This is a genomic window from Actinomadura rubrobrunea NBRC 15275, from assembly GCF_001552235.1.
Taxonomy (GTDB): domain Bacteria; phylum Actinomycetota; class Actinomycetes; order Streptosporangiales; family Streptosporangiaceae; genus Spirillospora; species Spirillospora viridilutea.
In genome coordinates this window covers 1-15,585 of record NZ_BCQU01000010.1, presented here as the reverse complement: position 1 = coordinate 15,585, position 15,585 = coordinate 1, and the positions used below count along the sequence as shown (strand labels likewise).

The window sequence follows — 15,585 nt, the reverse complement described above, 5'->3', positions numbered from 1 at the left end:
GGAATCAGGCGACGGTGGCGGCGCGCTCGGACGGAGCCGGCGCCTCTGCCGCCGCGGCGCCGGAGGCGGCCGCCGGGACGGCCCGCCCCACGTGCTTGGCCGCGATGACGCACGCCGCGCTCACCGCGATGCCCGCCAGGAGCGCCACCACGTACAGGCCGGGCTTCCCGATCAGCCCGATCACCCAGATGCCGCCGTGCGGGGCGCGCGAGGTGGCGGCGAACTGCATCGACAGCGCCCCCGTGACCGCGCTGCCCGCCATCAGCGACGGGATCACCCGCAGCGGGTCGGCGGCGGCGAACGGGATCGCGCCCTCGGTGATGAACGAGGCGCCCAGCAGCCAGGCCGCCTCGCCCGCCTTGCGCTCGGCCGGGGTGAACAGCTTCGGCCGCAGCACCGTGGCCAGCGCCAGCGCGATCGGCGGGGTCATGCCCGCGGCCATCACCGCCGCCATCACCGTCAGGTTCCCGGCGGCCAGGCCGGCCAGGCCGAAGGTGTAGGCGACCTTGTTCACCGGGCCGCCCATGTCGAACGCCATCATCAGGCCGAGCAGCGCGCCCAGCAGCAGCGCGTTGGCGCCCTTCAGGCCGTCCAGCCAGTCGGTCATGGCCTGCTGCGCCGACGCGATCGGCTGCCCGATCACGATGATCACCAGTGCCCCGATGACCAGGCAGGACACCAGCGGGATCACCACGACCGGCATGATCCCGGCCAGCGCGCGCGGCACCTTCACCCTGCTGATCGCCATGACCAGGGCGCCCGCCGCCAGGCCGGTGACCAGGCCGCCGAGGAACCCGGCGCCGATCGCGTCGGCCAGCAGCCCGCCGACCACGCCGGGCGCGATGCCCGGCCGGTCGGCCATCGCGTAGGCGATGAAGCCGGACAGGATCGGCACCAGCATGGAGAACGCGATCGCGCCGATCTTGAACAGCACGCCCGCGTACCCGGCCTGCTCGACCAGCGCGGACAGATCGGTGATCTCCTCGTAGGTGCGGCCCTGGAACGTGCCGCCGTTGACCTTGGCGGCCACCTCCGCGCCGCCGAGCATGAAGGCGAGCGCGATGAGGATGCCGCCCGCGGCCACGAACGGGATCATGTAGCTGACGCCCGTCATCAGCCACTGGCGCAGCCGGGCGCCGAGGCCCGCCCCCTCGGTGACCTTGGTGGCGGGGGCCGGGGCGGTGTCGAGCGGCGCGGTCTCCCCGCTGGGCGCCGGTGCGGTGTCGGAACGTTCCTCGGCCGCCCGGACCGCCTCGGCGACCAGCCCCGCCGCGTCCTGGATGGCGCGCTTGACCGGGGCCGTCACCGTCGGCTTGCCCGCGAACCGCTCGCGGTCGCGCACCTCCACGTCCGCGGCGAAGATCACCGCGTCGGCGGCGGCGATGACCGCCGGGTCGAGGGGCTCGGCGCCCGCCGCGCCCTGCGTCTCCACGCTGAGGGCGTGGCCCGCGTCGCGGGCCGCCTGCTCCAGCGCCTCGGCGGCCATGTAGGTGTGGGCGATGCCCGTCGGGCATGACGTGACGGCGACGATGTTCACGTCCCGATCACCTCCCGGTTGATGAGGTCGACCACGGCGCCCGGGGCGGGGGCGGTGGCGAGCGACCGCTTGAACGACTCGTGCACCAGGCGGCGGGCCAGCGCCGCCAGGATCGTCATGTGCTCCGGACCGCCGCCTTCGGGAGCGGCGATCAGGAAGATCAGGTGGGCGGGGCCGTCGGCGGCGCCGAAGTCGACGCCGTCCGCGCTGCGCCCGAACGCCAGGCTGGGCGCGGTGACGTGCGCCGAGCGGGCGTGCGGAATGCCGATGCCGCCCTCGATGCCGGTGGGCATCTGCTCCTCGCGGGCCCGCACGTCGGCCAGGAAGCCCTCCACGTCGGTCACGCGGCCCGCGGCGGCGAGCCGGGCGGCCAGGGCGCGGGCGGCCTCGTGCCGGTCGGCGGCCTTCAGGTCGAGGTCCACCAGGTCGGGTGTGATCAGTTCGGTCATGCCGGATCCCGTTCCCTCAGGGCACGGCCCGTCTCGACGGTGTCGTGCAGTCGTACGGCGGTGCGGTCCAGGTCGGCGGGGGCGGGCATGCGGCTGCCGGGCAGACCGGTGGCGGCCGCGGCCCAGGCCAGCCCTTCGGCCAGCGCGCGGGCGCCGCACCCGCCGGCGGCGAGGAAGCCGGCGAGCAGCGCGTCCCCGGCCCCCACCGTGCTGCGCGGCACGGGCACGGGCGCCTCGCCGTGCACGGCGCCGCCGTCGTCCACGAGCAGCGCCCCGTCCGCGCCCAGGCTGGCCAGCACCGCGTCCGCGCCGCGGGCGCGCAGCACGCCCGCCGCGGCGACGGCGTCGCCCAGGGTGGCGACGGGCATGCCGGCGGCCTCGGCCAGTTCCTCGCGGTTGGGCTTGACCAGGTGCGGGCGGGCCGTGAGCGCCGAGGCGAACGCGGGCCCGCTGGAGTCGATCGCGACGCGTGTGCCGCCGCGCCGCAGCGTCTCGGCCAGCCGCGCGTAGAAGTCCTCGGGGACGCCCGGGGGCAGGCTCCCGGCGAGGACGACCCAGTCCGCCTGGGCCGCCGCGGTGCGGACGGCCTCGGCGACCGCGGCCGACTCGTCGGGCACCAGGTACGGGCCGGGCTCGTTGAGCTTGGTCACGGTGCCGTCCGGCTCCACCACGCTGACGTTGGCCCGCACCGCGCCGCGGATCGGGACCAGCACCAGCTCGATCCCGTCGGCGGCCAGCAGGTCGGCGAGCTGCCGCCCTTCGGCACCGCCGGACGGCAGCACCGCGCGGGTCTTGTGGCCGAGCGCCGCCAGCGCCCGCGACACGTTGACGCCCTTGCCGCCCGGATCGACGTGCGCGGCGCGAGCGCGGATCACCGTGCCGCGCGCCAAGGCGTCGACCTCGACGGTGCGGTCCACGCTCGGATTGGCCGTCACGGTCACGATCACAGGCGCCCCGCTTTCATGTGGTTTCACCACAGATTCTTGTGGGTTTCGTTGTTTTTACGCCTGGATGTCTGGCTACGTCAAGGGGTGGTCACCGGATTTTTGCTGGTCAACCCGATGTGTCGGTGTGTGGAAGCGGGCGGCCTCGCCGTGCCGTCGGCGCTCCGCCCCGCCGGATCGCCTTGCGGGGACGCCTTTTGCGGGGCGCCGAACGGCAGGTGAAGGTGCACGACGGCCGGGGGCGCTCGCCGTCGTCTACTGGTTGGAGTTGGACGGCCACCGTGTCGCTGATCGGTGTCTGTCGGTGTCAACGCCCTGCCGACGCGGCTCTGTTGCGAGACCGCCTTGTGACTGCACCGCCTGCGGCCGACCACAGCTCGCGCGGTGCACCGCGTCCACCGTTTCGTGAGGTCGCAAAGCGGAGAGGGGTGGTCAGCGGGTCACTTTCTCGACGAACGCGTTCAGGTTGGCCTGGATGCGAGCGATCTTCTCCTCCAAGGTGAGGGTCTCGTCGGGACCGCCGCCTGCGACCGACGTCTTCTTCCCGCGCACGTACAGCGAGCAGTCGAGGTCGCTGCACAGGTACTGCCCCACCGAGTTGCCCTGGCGTCCTGCCTCACCGGTGCGGCGGGCCGTCATCAGGGCCACCCCGCCGCTGGTGCGCGTGGTCAGGCACAGCGAGCACATGCTGCGGGACGTGAAGCCGCGGGACGAGCCGGCGGTGACGCGCAGGGCGATGCCGAGGAGCTCGTCGTCACGGTGGGTGACCAGGTAGGCGCGTTCGGGGGCGCCCGGATCTCGCCATCCCAGGAAGTCCAGGTCCTCCCAGGGCAGCTCGGCGAAGTCCTTGGGCAGGCCCAGCCGCTTGGCCTCGCCCTTGGAGCAGTTGACGAAGGACGCGCGAAGATCGCGCTCGGTGACGGGTCTCATGGCGGCGAGGCTATGGGTTCCTAATAGCTTTAGGCAAACGCATTAACCATCTAGGAAGTTGGAGGGGTGACTCCGGGCCCGGCGCATAGGGCGACCGTCCGCGAGACGTAGACAGGCACGCGCCTTCGACGGCGCACGTGGAACGAGGAGACCGCCTGCCGTCTCACCACGGGCCTGCCCCGACGTCGAACGAGAAGTCGCCGGACGATTGGAGCGACGCCGGACAGGTCGCGCTCGCCAGTGGCGACATGGTCACAGGCGTGGCCGAGTGCGCCGAGAGATCCGCGCCGCAGCCGCCGACGCCTTGAACCTCGGCCGACCCGCATTTGCGGCCGCGGCCGTCTGGCGTCCCGTGCACCGCGATGAAGATCCAGCGGCGAGGCCGACACCTCCCCGGCGAGCACACCCGCCTTTGCGGAGATGCAGCCGCCAAGTCGCCGCAGTGGGCCGAGAAGTCGTTCTGCCTGCCGCGACGGCCGGACAGGAGGACGGGCACCGCCTGGGCTGTTGCGTTCGGTGTGTTCGGGGTGCCGTCGCTGGTGGGGCGAGCAGCGGCGGAGGGGAGGGTGCGGCGGACGCACTGCCTGCCTGCGTCCTGGAGCCCGTCCGTCCGAGAGGGCGCTGCGCATGTGGTGGGAAGCTGCGGCGGTCAGATGTCTGCGGGCGTCTCCGGTGGCAGCGTCCTCGGCTGGAGTGCCGAAAGGCTGGAAGTTTTTTGGCGGTGTCTGACGTTCGCGGCAGTCGCCGGTCGGCGCGGAGGCGTGAATCGGGTGCGCCTGCAGGGGGTCAGGTCGAATTTCGCGTCTGACCGTTGACTTTGCCGCGGTGTGTGATCATCCGACGTCGTCTCGGTTTGCCCGGCGAACGTGCCGCGCCTAACGGGGGCGGGATAGGCAAGGGCAGATCCTGCACTAGCGTCACCGGAGTTGTTGGCGAGCATTGCCCGGCCCCTTCTGGTGAAATGAGGAAACGTTGCGCAGTCGGCAACGGCAATTCCGGCCACCCGCGGAAGGCCATTCCGTACCGGCGCCCCGTGCCTGCGGAGAAACCCTCCGTGCGCGTCGCCGGGCGACAGGAAGGAGGCTCGATGCGCCGAATCAGCGCTCTCGCCGCCGCGCTGGCGCTATCGGCGGGATTCGTCGTCGCCCAGCCGGCTCGTCCGGCGCACGCGGCGCCCAACTTCAAGGCGCCGTTCCCCTGCGGGCAGACCTGGACCTACAGCCACCACTCGGCGGAGGTCCGCCAGGCCCTCGACTTCGTCCGCTCCGGCGGCACGACGGCGGGCACGCCGGTGCTGGCCTCGGCCGCGGGCACCGCCTACAACTACTACCAGGCCAACGGTGCGGGCAATTACGTGGTCATCGACCACGGCGGCGGCTGGAAGACGTACTACTTCCACCTCGCCTCCTACGGGGTGGCCAACGGGACGTACGTCTCGCAGGGCCAGACGATCGGCACCACCGGATCGACCGGCAACAGCACCGGCCCGCACATTCACTACGAGCAGCTCTACAACGGGGTCGGCCAGGTCATCAGCATCAACGGCGTTTCGCTGGCGCCCTACCCGGGGTCGTACAACCAGAAGTACCTGACCAGTGACAACGGTTGTGGAGGCGGCGGCAAATACTGGGTCGACACGTTCGCCAACGCGACCGGATACCGCGACGCCTTCATGAACGACCCGCAGGGGGTGCTGTACAAGGGCACCAACTACGTGTTCTGCAAGGTGTGGGGCGCCGAAGTGCGCGTCGGCAACCAGTACAACCACTGGTGGCTCAAGACCGACCTCGACGAGGTCTACCCCGGGAAGAACGGCTGGGGCGCCTACGTTTCGGCCTATTACCTGTCGCGGTGGGGCAACGACGAGGCCAGGGACAACAACGGCGTCGTGATCCCCGACTGCTGACCGTCGACGCGCCGTGTCGCCCGGCCGCTCATGGCCTCGGGACGGCCGAAGACACGGACGGCGAGGCCAGGGGTGCGGGACTTCTCCAGCGTCCCGCACCCTTCACTGCCCCAGAAATCGCCGAACGGATCGAACGGCTGCGGCGGGCCGACGCCGCGGGATCCCGCTCGAACTCGAAGGGCCTCGAACTCGAAGGGCCTCGAACTCGAAGGGCAGGGTGAACGGAGCTGCAAACGCGCCGTGTGGCGGTGGCCGCCCGCCTCGCAGCGCCGCAGGTGACCGTCCTCCAGCCTCGCTCCTCCGGGCGGGCGTCGCCGACCGCAGCGTCTAGAACATGTCGCGGCGTTGGAAGGTGAGGAGGCCGGTGCCGGCCGCCGCGATGGCGAGGGCCGTCAGGACCGTCAGCGGAAGCGCGGTCAGGTCCGCCCCGGGGAGCCGCGGAGTGTGCTCGAAAGGCGAGAAGTCCTTCACCCAGTCGGGGAGTTCGAGCACCTCGCCGAGCAGGCCGATGACGAAGCAGGCGGCGAGGGCTCCCCAGGCGACCGCGACGCCGCGGGGGAATAGCCCGAAGAGCAGGGCGGCGAGTCCGACGAACAGCCACAGCGCCGGGGTGTAGACGAGAGCGGCCCCGAGCATGCGGGGGATCTGCCCCGCGTCCTTGATGACGAGGCCGTACACGAGCCCGCAGCCCAGGCCGCCCGCGGCGAGCACGATCACGCTGCCGGACAGCGCGACCACCAGGTGGCTGAAGACCCACCGCCCGCGGGAGACGGCGGTGGCGAGCAGGGGCTCGACCCGGAGCGCGGTCTCCTCGCCGCGCAGGCGCAGGGCCGCCTGGAGGGCGAAGCCCGCGGCGACGAGGGCGCCGAAGAGCATCTGGGTGGACAGGTAGGAATCGGTGAGGTCCGCGCCGCCGAACTGGGCGATCGTCTTGCGTATGGCCTCGTTGTCGCCGACGAGGTCCTTGACGTCGTCGGCGATCCAGCCGATGGCGGCGCCGGCCGCGAACAGCCCGACGCTCCAGCCGATCAGGCTGCCCCGCTGGAGCCGCAGGGCCAGGCCCAAAGGCCGCCCCAGGGCCGCGGTCCCGGTCCGGGGGCCGGGACGGGGTCGGATGAAGCCGGCGTCCACGTCCCGCCGGGTCGAGAGCACGGCGCCGACGACCGCCAGGGCAAGGGTGAACGCGGCGGGGACGAGCAGCGGCCACCAGCGGTCCCCGGCGAACGGCCGGGTCTTCTGCGACCAGCCGATGGGCGAGAACCAGCTCAGGGTGCCGTCGCCGATGTCGCCGGCCGCCCGGAGCAGGAAGGCGGCGCCGAGAACGGTGCCGGAGCCGCCGAACACCAGGCGGGTGTTCTCGGTGAGCTGCGCCGCGACGGTGGCGACGCCGGCGAACACCAGTCCCTCCGCGCAGAGCGAGACGCCGAACAGGACCGATCCGTGCGTCGGCAGGTCCAGACCGATCAGGCCGAGCGTCACGATGACGCCGGTCGCCGCGCTCATGCCCGCCACCACGATGAGGGCGGCCGCCGTGGCCGCGTGGCGGCCGACCGCCATGGCCCGGATCAGCTCCGCCCGCCCTGCCTCCTCCTCCGCGCGGGTCGTGCGTCCGATCATGAACACGGCCATCAGCGCCACGGCGACCAGGCCGATCGTGCCGATCTGGAACGCCACCTGGCCGCCCATCGTGTCCAGGGCCTGGTCGGGGCCGGTGAGGGCGATGGCGGCCGGGTTGCCGCGGGCGGCCGCGGCGGCCTTGTCGAGCGCGGCCTGCGTCGAGTAGATCTCCTTGGTGTTCGCCGCCGTCAGCAGCTCGAGCAGCGCGATCGACGCGATCCAGACGAGGACGCGGACGCGGTCGCGGCGCACGGTGAAGCGGACGAGCGTGGCGGTCCCGGTCAGTTCGGTCATCATCGGGCCGCCCCTTCGGGCGTGGGGGCGGGGCGGCCGTTCGCTCGCCGCTCCCGGGCGAGCTCGTCGCCGTAGTGCCGCAGGAACAGCTCCTCCAGCGTCGGCGGGCGGCTGTTGAGCGAGCGGATGCCGAACCCGGAGAGATGGCGTATGGCCTCGTCCAGGTGGGCCGTGTCGACGTCGAAGCGGGCCCGGGTGCCGTCCACGTGCAGGTCGTGCACCCCTTTCAGCCCGTCGAGACCGTCGAGCGGCCGTTCGGTCTGCACGTCGATCGAGGTGCGGGTCAGGTGCCGCAGCTCGCTCAGCGTCCCGCTCTCCACGGTCCGACCGTTGCGGATGATGTGCACCCGGTCGCACAGGGCCTCCACCTCGGCCAGGATGTGGCTGGACAGCAGCACGGTGCGGCCCTGTTCCTTCACCTCGCGGACGCAGTCCTGAAAGACGCTCTCCATGAGCGGGTCCAGCCCCGAGGTCGGCTCGTCCAGGATCAGCAGCTCGGCGTTGGAGGCGAGCGCCGCCACCAGGCCCACCTTCTGGCGGTTGCCCTTGGAGTAGGTGCGCGCCTTCTTGGTCGGGTCCAGCTCGAAACGTTCGAGCAGTTCGTCCCGCCGGACCGGGTCGATGTCGCCGCGCAGCCGGGCGAACACGTCGATGATCTCGCCTCCGGTGAGCTTGGGCCAGAGGCTGACGTCGCCGGGCACGTACGCCAGCCGCCGGTGCAACGCGACGGCGTCGCGCCAGGGGTCGCCGCCCAGCAGCCGCACCTCGCCCGCGTCGGCGCGCAGCAAGCCGAGAAGGATACGGATAGTAGTCGTCTTGCCGGCGCCATTGGGACCGAGGAACCCGTGCACCTCCCCTTTGGACACCGTCAGGTCGAGCCCGTCGAGGGCCCGGACCTGCCCGAATGTCTTCACCAATCCGGAGATGGATATCGCCGGATCCCGGTCGGTCGCCGTCGTGGTTCGCGGTGAAAGTGGGGACATGCATTGCCTCCGGGGTTGATAGACCACAGGGTCCGGTGGGGCGCGGCTTTAGGCAAGGGACGAAAGTCCCTGGCGCCGAGCGCGGCTGGCCGATCTGGGTCACGCCGGGTAAGCCGGCTCGAGGTTACACTCTGTCCGGACTTAATCAAGTGTCCCGAAGGTGCCAAACATAGGGCATCGATCCTGTGCGAGAGAGCTGCTGACAGAGAAAGGCGGCCCCAGGCATGACGGAATCCATCGCGAACGGTATCGGTGTGCGCCGGATCGACCACGTCGGCATCGCGGTCGCCGACCTCGACGAGGCGGTCGAGTTCTACCAGCGCGTGTTCGGCATGCGTTGTCTCCAGGTGGAAGACAATGTCGAACAGGGCGTGCGCGAGGCGATGATGTCGGTGGGACCCGATCCGGCGGGCGGGTGCCTGCAGCTTCTCGCTCCGCTGACGCCGGACTCGGTGATCGCGCGGTTTCTCGACCGTCACGGACCGGGGTTGCAGCAAGTCGCGTACACGGTCGACGATCTCGACGCGGCGACCGCCGAACTGCGTTCACGAGGCGTTCGCCTGCTGTACAAGGAACCCCAGCGCGGCACCGGAGGAGCGCGCATCAACTTTATCTTCCCCAAGGACGCCGGGGGAATCCTCATCGAGCTGGTCGAGCCGGCCGCGTCCGCCTGAGCGCCGCGCCGAAACGAGCATCATCGCAGGTCATAGCCTGTAGCGATGGATCGCTGCACCGCGTCGAACCGGCCCCTTCGGGCATGCCCGCCGAACTCCGCCAAGACTCCCGGTGCTCGGATCGCGGCGTTCCGTGAACAAGCATGGCAACGTCAATCATTGCTATTGACGCCCGGCCCGGCCGACGATCAACATGTGGGCGTTTGATATGCGCCCGTCGGGGTCGTGAGAAGAGGTTTCCGTGAGGAGAGACGTGGGTGCGGCGCGGACACCGCTGTACTCGGTCCGTGACGCAACGCATCGTCGCGGTGCGATCCGTTTATCGGCACGCATTGTTTGAGTTCCGTTAGAAAGCGCGTAGTCGGCGTATGGTCCGTGCCGGCCGCGGCGGTGGCGACCGCATCTGTTCGTCCTTGTTTCATCGCCGTGTTTCATTGATGCCGTCTTTCGGGGCGGCGGGCCGATGATGGAACCTGCTCGCGCACTTTCTGGAGCCGGGGGATGGACACGTTGATCCTGGAGCGAGAAGATGCATGACGACCGGAATATCGACCCGGCACCGGAATCGCCGAAGACATCGCCCGCGGCGCGGACGTCGGGACGCGGGGGCGACACGCTCGTCGACCGTTTCCGAGCGGTCTTCGCGGAGCGGCCGGAAGGCGCGATATTCCGGTTCCTCGTCGACGGCGAAGGCGCGCCGGTGAGCCTGACGAACGCCGAGTTCGACCTGCGCGTCCGGGCCGTGGCGGCCACTTTGCGGGAACGCGTCCCGGCAGGCGAGCGGGCATTGATCCTGTGCCCGCCGGGCCTGGACTATGTGATTTCGTTCCTCGCCTGCCTCTACGCGAAGGTGATCGCGGTCCCGGCGTATCCGCCGGACTCGGTCCTGTTCAAGCGGACGCTGCCGCGGTTGCTCGGAGTGATCGAGGACGCGCGGCCGGCCGTGGTGCTCGCCACCAAGGCCGTCGTCTCGATCGCCGGCGAGCTCGCCGCGCACGCCCCGGAGCTCGGGCGGCTCGACTGGCAGGCCGTGGACGAGGTCGACCCGGCCGCCGGGCACGGCTGGCGGCGCCCGGACGTCACCGCGGACGACGTCGCGTTCCTGCAGTACACGTCCGGCTCCACCGCCCGGCCCAAGGGCGTCATGGTCAGCCACGCCAACCTGATCAGCAACGTGCGGATCATCCACGACCGGGTGTACGGGCACTCCCCGGACAACCACCTGGTCATCTGGCTGCCGCCCTACCACGACATGGGGCTGATCGGCGGGCTGCTGACCCCGGCGTTCGCCGGGTTCCCGGTCACCTTCATGGCCCCCGTCGCCTTCTTGAAGCGGCCGTTCCGGTGGCTCAAGGCGATCTCCGACGTCGGAGCCAACCTCACGGGCGCCCCGAACTTCGCCTACGACCTGTGCGTCCAGAAGATCTCCGAGGAGGAGCGCGCGACGCTCGATCTGAGCACGCTCACCACGGCCTTCAACGGCGCCGAGCCGGTGCGCGCGGAGACCATCGACCGGTTCAGCGAGGTCTTCGCGCCGTGCGGTTTCCGCAAGAAGGCCTTCTACCCGTGCTACGGGCTGGCCGAGGCGACGTTGATGGTGTCCGGCGGAGAGCGGGCGGCCGAGCCGATCACGCGCCGACTGGAGGTCTCCGCGCTCGAAGCCGGCCGGGCGGTCGCGGCGGGCCCAGGGGAACGGGCCCGGACGAACGTCGGATGCGGTTCGGGCATCCCCGGCCACCGGGTCGTCGTCGTGGATCCGGAGCGGCGCACCCGGCTCCCGGAGGGCCGGATCGGTGAGATCTGGGTGTCCGGCCCGAGCATCGCGCAGGGCTACTGGCAGCGCCCGCGGGAGAGCGAGGAGACGTTCGCGGCCCGCCTCGCCGACACCGGCGAAGGCCCGTTCCTGCGCACCGGGGACCTGGGCTTCTTCGACGGCACCGAGCTGTTCGTCGCCGGTCGCCGCAAGGACGTCATCATCATCGAGGGCAGGAACCACTACCCCCAGGACATCGAGCGGTCCATCGAACAGGCCCACCCCATGCTGCGTCCCGGCTGCGGGGTGGCCTGCTCGCGCGAGGTGGACGGCGTCGAGCGGCTGGTCGTCGTCCACGAGGTCAACGGGCGCCCGGACCCGGACGAGGCGGATCGCATCATCGCCGCCGTCCGCGCCACGGTGGCCGAGGAGCACGGCCTGCAGGTCCACGACATCGCCCTGGTCAGGCGCGGGAACGTTCCGAAGACGTCCAGCGGAAAGCTGCAGCGCGGCGCCTGCCTGAAGGCGTTCCTGGACGGCGATCTGCAGTGCCTGACCACCTGGAGCCTCTCGTCGGAAGGCAGGGGGGCGACGGAGCCCGCCGAAGGCGCGGAGCCGTCCCGGTCCGAGCGCAAGGCGCAGATCGAGGAGCGGCTGCGCGCGGAGGTGGCCGCCCGGCTGGGGACGACGCCCGAGTCGGTCGATCCGACGCTGCCGCTGGCGAACTACGGGCTGCGGTCGGTGGACATGGTGGGGATCGTCGGCGAGCTCGAACGCCTGCTGGGGCGGCCGCTCCCGGCGACGCTCACCTGGGAGCACCCGACGATCGAGGCCCTGGCGGACTTCCTGAGCTCCGCGCCCGAGGAGCCCGCGAGCACGTCGGAGCCGTCCGCGGTGCCCGTCGTCGCCACGGCGGACCGGGGCGGCGACGTCCCGCCGACGGAGCGCGAAGCGGAGCCGATCGCCATCGTGGGGATCGGATGCCGCTTCCCCGGCGGCGCCGACGGCCCTCGGTCCTTCTGGGAACTGCTCTGCGAGGGACGCGACGCGGTGACCGAGGTGCCGTCCGACCGGTGGAACGCGGAGGAGTTCTGGGACGCCGACCCGGCCGCTCCGGGAAAGACCACCACCCGCTGGGGCGGCTTCCTGAAGGACGTCGACCGGTTCGACCCGCAGTTCTTCGGCATCTCCGCGACCGAGGCGGCGCGCATGGACCCGCAGCAGCGCCTGCTGGCGGAGGTGACCTGGGAGGCCTTGGAGGACGCCGGGCTCGTGCCCGAGCGCCTGGCCGGATCGTCGACCGGCGTCTTCATCGGCATCTCGACCAATGACTACGGCCGGTTCCAATTCGAAGAGTTCACCCGGATCGACGCCTACGCAGGAACCGGCAACTCGTCGAGCATCGCCGCCAACCGCCTGTCCTACCTGTTCGATTTCCGGGGACCGAGCATGGCCGTCGACACCGCCTGCTCGTCCTCCCTGGTGGCGGTGCATCAGGCGTGCGCGAGCCTGGCACGCGGTGACTGCTCCCTGGCGATCGCCGGCGGTGTCAATGTCATCCTCTCACCGGCGATCGCCATCAACTTCAGCAAGGCCGGCGCCATGGCCCCCGATGGACGCTGCAAGCCCTTCGACGCGCGCGCCAACGGCTACGTCCGTTCCGAGGGCGCCGGCGTCGTCGTCCTCAAGCCCCTCGGCAGGGCCCTGGCGGACCGGGACCCGATCTACGCCGTCATCCGCGGCGGCGCGGTCAACCAGGACGGCCGCAGCAACGGGATCATGGCCCCCAACCCGCAGGCGCAGGAGGCGGTGCTGCGCGCGGCCTACGCCGACGCGCGCGTGCGGCCGGAACAGGTCCACTACGTCGAGGCGCACGGCACCGGCACCCTGCTCGGCGACCCGATCGAGGCCAAGGCGCTGGCGGCGGTGGTCGGGGCGGGCCGCGACCCCGCCGCCCCCTGCCTGATCGGCTCGGTCAAGTCCAACCTCGGGCATCTGGAGGCGGCGGCCGGCATCGCCGGCCTGATCAAGGCCGCGCTGATGGTGCGGCACCGGATGGTCCCGCCGAGCCTGCACTTCGAACGGCCGAACCCCCACATCCCCTTCGACGAGCTGGCGCTGCGCGTCCCCGTCTCGCTGACGCCGTGGCCGACGGACGACGCCCCGGCCCTGGTCGGAGTGAGCTCGTTCGGGTTCGGCGGCACCAACGCGCATGTGGTGGTGCAGGAGGCTCCCCGGCCGACGCCGTCGGCCGAGCCCGCCGAGCCCGCCGACGGCCGGGCGCACCTGCTGACGCTCTCGGCCCGGGACGAGCAGGCCCTGCGCGAACTCGCCGCCAGGTACGAGGCGTTCCTCGCCGAGGCCGGGGAGGAGATCACACCGGCCGCGCTCTGCGCGGCCGCGGCGGTGCGGCGCACGCACCACGAGCATCGGCTCGCCTGCGTCGGCGATTCCCTGGCCGAGTTCCGCGACGCCCTTGCGGCCTTCCGCGACGGCGCGGAGCGGCCGGGGCTGACGTGGGGCGGCAGGCGCGTCGGCCGGCACCCCAAGGCGGCGTTCCTGTTCTCCGGGCAGGGGCCGCAGTGGTGGCCGATCGCCGCCGACCTGCTGGACGCCGAGCCGGTGTTCCGGGAGGCGCTGGAGCGCTGCGAGGAGATCCTCCGGCCGTTCGTCGACTGGTCGCTGCTCGACCAGTTGACCGGCGGTTCCGGCGACTGCCGCCTGCAGGACCCGGCCGTCGGCCAGCCGGCCCTGTGCGCCGTCCAGATCGCCCTCGCCGCGCTGTGGCGGTCCTACGGCGTCGAGCCGGCCGCGGTCGTCGGCCACAGCGTCGGCGAGATCGCCGCCGCCCACGTCGCGGGCGCCCTGAGCCTCGCGGACGCGCTCCGGGTGGCGCTGCACCGCGGCCGGGTGATCCGCAGTGCCATCGGCAAGGGCAGGATGGCGCTGGCGGGCATCCCGCGCGAACGGGCGGAGCGCATCCTCGCCGACCTGGGCTGCGAGTCCGTCTGGGTGGCCGCCGCCAACGGCCCCGACTCCACGGTGCTGTCGGGGGAGACGGCGGCTCTGGAGCGGACCGCCGCGGCCCTGCAGGCCGACGGGATCTTCTGCCGCGTGCTGGAATCCGTCGACTACGCCTCGCACAGCCCTCTGATGGAACCGCTCGCGGGCGAGTTCCGCCAGCTGCTGTTCGGTCTCACCGCGAGCCCGGCGACGATCCCGATGATCTCGACGGTCACCGGCCGGGCGGTCGAGGGGACGGACCTCGGCGCGGAGTACTGGGTCGCGAACCTGTGCCGTCCGGTGCTGTTCGACACCGCGGTGACCGGCCTGGTCGCGTCGGGCCACGACGTGTTCGTCGAGATCTCCCCGCAGCCGATGCTCGGCGCCGCCGTCCGCGACCGGCTCTTCGCCGAGCAGGCGGACGGCGTGGTGGCGGCGTCGCTGCGGAGGGACGAGCCCGGGCGCCGCTCGATCCTCGCCGAGCTCGGCCTGCTGTACTGCGCGGGGTTCCCGGTCGACTGGGGCGCGGTCCATGGGGCGACGCCGCCGGCCGTGGCCGGGCTGCCGTCCTACCCGTGGCAGCGGCAGCGGTACTGGATCGAGGACGAGTACGGCCACCGGCGGCGCCGTGCCGCGCACACCGGGCATCCGGCCCTGCAGACCTTCGTGCGCGCGGCGACCGAGCCGAAGGGCCACCACTGGACCGCCGAGATCGACCTCGACGGGTTCCCCTACCTGAAGGACCACCGGGTCGCCGGCACCGTGGTGCTCCCGGCGAGCTTCGTCCTGGACGCCTCCCTGGCCGCCGCGCGGCAGGCGCTCGGGGACGGCGGCGCGGTCGTCGAGGACGTCCGGCTCACCAGGATGGCGGTCGTGCCGGAGACCTGCGAGGAGGCAACGCTGCAACTGGTCGTCGTGCCGGAGGCCGGCGACACAGGCTCGTTCAGGGTCTTCGACCGCGGGGCTTCCGGCGCGGACGGCTGGACGGAGGTGGCGCACGGACGACTGCGAGCCGAGGCGCCCGCCGCCGACGACGGGGCGGCGGCCGGTCTGAACGCCGTGCGCGCTCGCTGCCGGACGCCGGTCGACCCCGCCGAACATTACGCCGCGCTCGGACGGATGGGCCTGGAATACGGTCCGGCGTTCCAGACCGTCCACGAGATGTGGGCCGGCGAACACGAGGCCGTCGCGCGGCTGGGCGCCCCGGCGACCGCCGACGCCGATCCGTACCTGGTGCACCCGGCCCTGCTCGACGGCTGCCTGCAGGTCCTGGCCGCCGCGGTCGGCGTGGACGCCGAGCGCGCCGGGCCCTACCTTCCGGTCGCGGTCCGCCGCTTCGCCTTCTCGGCCGACTCTGCCGTCCCCCGATGGGCCCACGCGGTCGTCGACGGGGCCGGTTCCGGCGACGAGATCGAAGGCCGCGTCGTGCTGTTCGACGAGGACGGCGAGCGGGTCGGCGAGGTCGGCGGGATCACGCTGCGGCGCCTCGACGGGG

9 protein-coding genes are annotated in these 15,585 nt (G+C 72.0%); 3 read left to right on the top strand and 6 right to left on the bottom strand.

The features are described 5' to 3' along the window. Positions 1-4: 4 nt before the first annotated feature. The 4 genes from AR3_RS04775 to AR3_RS04760 form a co-directional block, all read right to left on the bottom strand. Positions 5-1,537, bottom strand: coding sequence for a PTS fructose transporter subunit IIC (locus tag AR3_RS04775; protein ID WP_106258532.1), 1,533 nt, complete (start codon positions 1,535-1,537; stop codon positions 5-7). Next, on the bottom strand, positions 1,534-1,986 hold the full coding sequence (locus tag AR3_RS04770) for a PTS sugar transporter subunit IIA (protein WP_067909005.1): 453 nt from the start codon (positions 1,984-1,986) through the stop codon (positions 1,534-1,536). Before AR3_RS04770 ends, AR3_RS04775 begins: the two co-directional genes overlap by 4 nt. Beyond that, positions 1,983-2,921, bottom strand: coding sequence for a 1-phosphofructokinase (pfkB, locus tag AR3_RS04765; protein ID WP_227023093.1), 939 nt, complete (start codon positions 2,919-2,921; stop codon positions 1,983-1,985). The genes AR3_RS04770 and pfkB overlap by 4 nt, the downstream gene beginning before the upstream one ends. 441 nt (positions 2,922-3,362) lie before the next feature. After that, on the bottom strand, positions 3,363-3,860 hold the full coding sequence (locus AR3_RS04760; RefSeq protein WP_067908999.1) for an FBP domain-containing protein: 498 nt from the start codon (positions 3,858-3,860) through the stop codon (positions 3,363-3,365). A gap of 1,087 nt (positions 3,861-4,947) precedes the next feature. On the opposite strand from AR3_RS04760, the gene AR3_RS04755 reads away from it, so the two are divergent. After that, positions 4,948-5,766, top strand: coding sequence for a M23 family metallopeptidase (locus AR3_RS04755; protein ID WP_067908998.1), 819 nt, complete (start codon positions 4,948-4,950; stop codon positions 5,764-5,766). A 327-nt stretch (positions 5,767-6,093) separates the two neighbouring features. Here the strand turns inward: AR3_RS04755 and AR3_RS04750 are convergent, their stop codons facing one another. Both AR3_RS04750 and AR3_RS04745 read right to left on the bottom strand, forming a co-directional pair. Then, positions 6,094-7,680, bottom strand: coding sequence for an ABC transporter permease (locus tag AR3_RS04750; RefSeq protein ID WP_067908994.1), 1,587 nt, complete (start codon positions 7,678-7,680; stop codon positions 6,094-6,096). After that, entirely contained in the window at positions 7,677-8,660 is a 984-nt protein-coding gene (locus AR3_RS04745) for an ABC transporter ATP-binding protein (RefSeq protein ID WP_067908991.1), read from the bottom strand. Before AR3_RS04745 ends, AR3_RS04750 begins: the two co-directional genes overlap by 4 nt. 224 nt (positions 8,661-8,884) lie before the next feature. Here AR3_RS04745 and mce point away from each other — a divergent pair, with 224 nt between their 5' ends. Then, positions 8,885-9,334, top strand: coding sequence for a methylmalonyl-CoA epimerase (gene mce, locus AR3_RS04740; protein ID WP_067908988.1), 450 nt, complete (start codon positions 8,885-8,887; stop codon positions 9,332-9,334). A gap of 700 nt (positions 9,335-10,034) precedes the next feature. Then, positions 10,035-15,585, top strand: a 5,551-nt coding sequence (locus AR3_RS04735) for a type I polyketide synthase (protein ID WP_217998448.1), incomplete at its 3' end; no start/stop codon positions are given.

Coding starts and splice junctions, on each gene's coding strand:
- AR3_RS04745 (WP_067908991.1), bottom strand. CDS start 8,660: ATGTCCCCACTTTCACCGCGAACCACGACGGCGACCGACCGGGATCCG.
- AR3_RS04750 (WP_067908994.1), bottom strand. CDS start 7,680: ATGATGACCGAACTGACCGGGACCGCCACGCTCGTCCGCTTCACCGTG.
- mce (WP_067908988.1), top strand. CDS start 8,885: ATGACGGAATCCATCGCGAACGGTATCGGTGTGCGCCGGATCGACCAC.
- AR3_RS04755 (WP_067908998.1), top strand. CDS start 4,948: ATGCGCCGAATCAGCGCTCTCGCCGCCGCGCTGGCGCTATCGGCGGGA.
- AR3_RS04770 (WP_067909005.1), bottom strand. CDS start 1,986: ATGACCGAACTGATCACACCCGACCTGGTGGACCTCGACCTGAAGGCC.
- AR3_RS04760 (WP_067908999.1), bottom strand. CDS start 3,860: ATGAGACCCGTCACCGAGCGCGATCTTCGCGCGTCCTTCGTCAACTGC.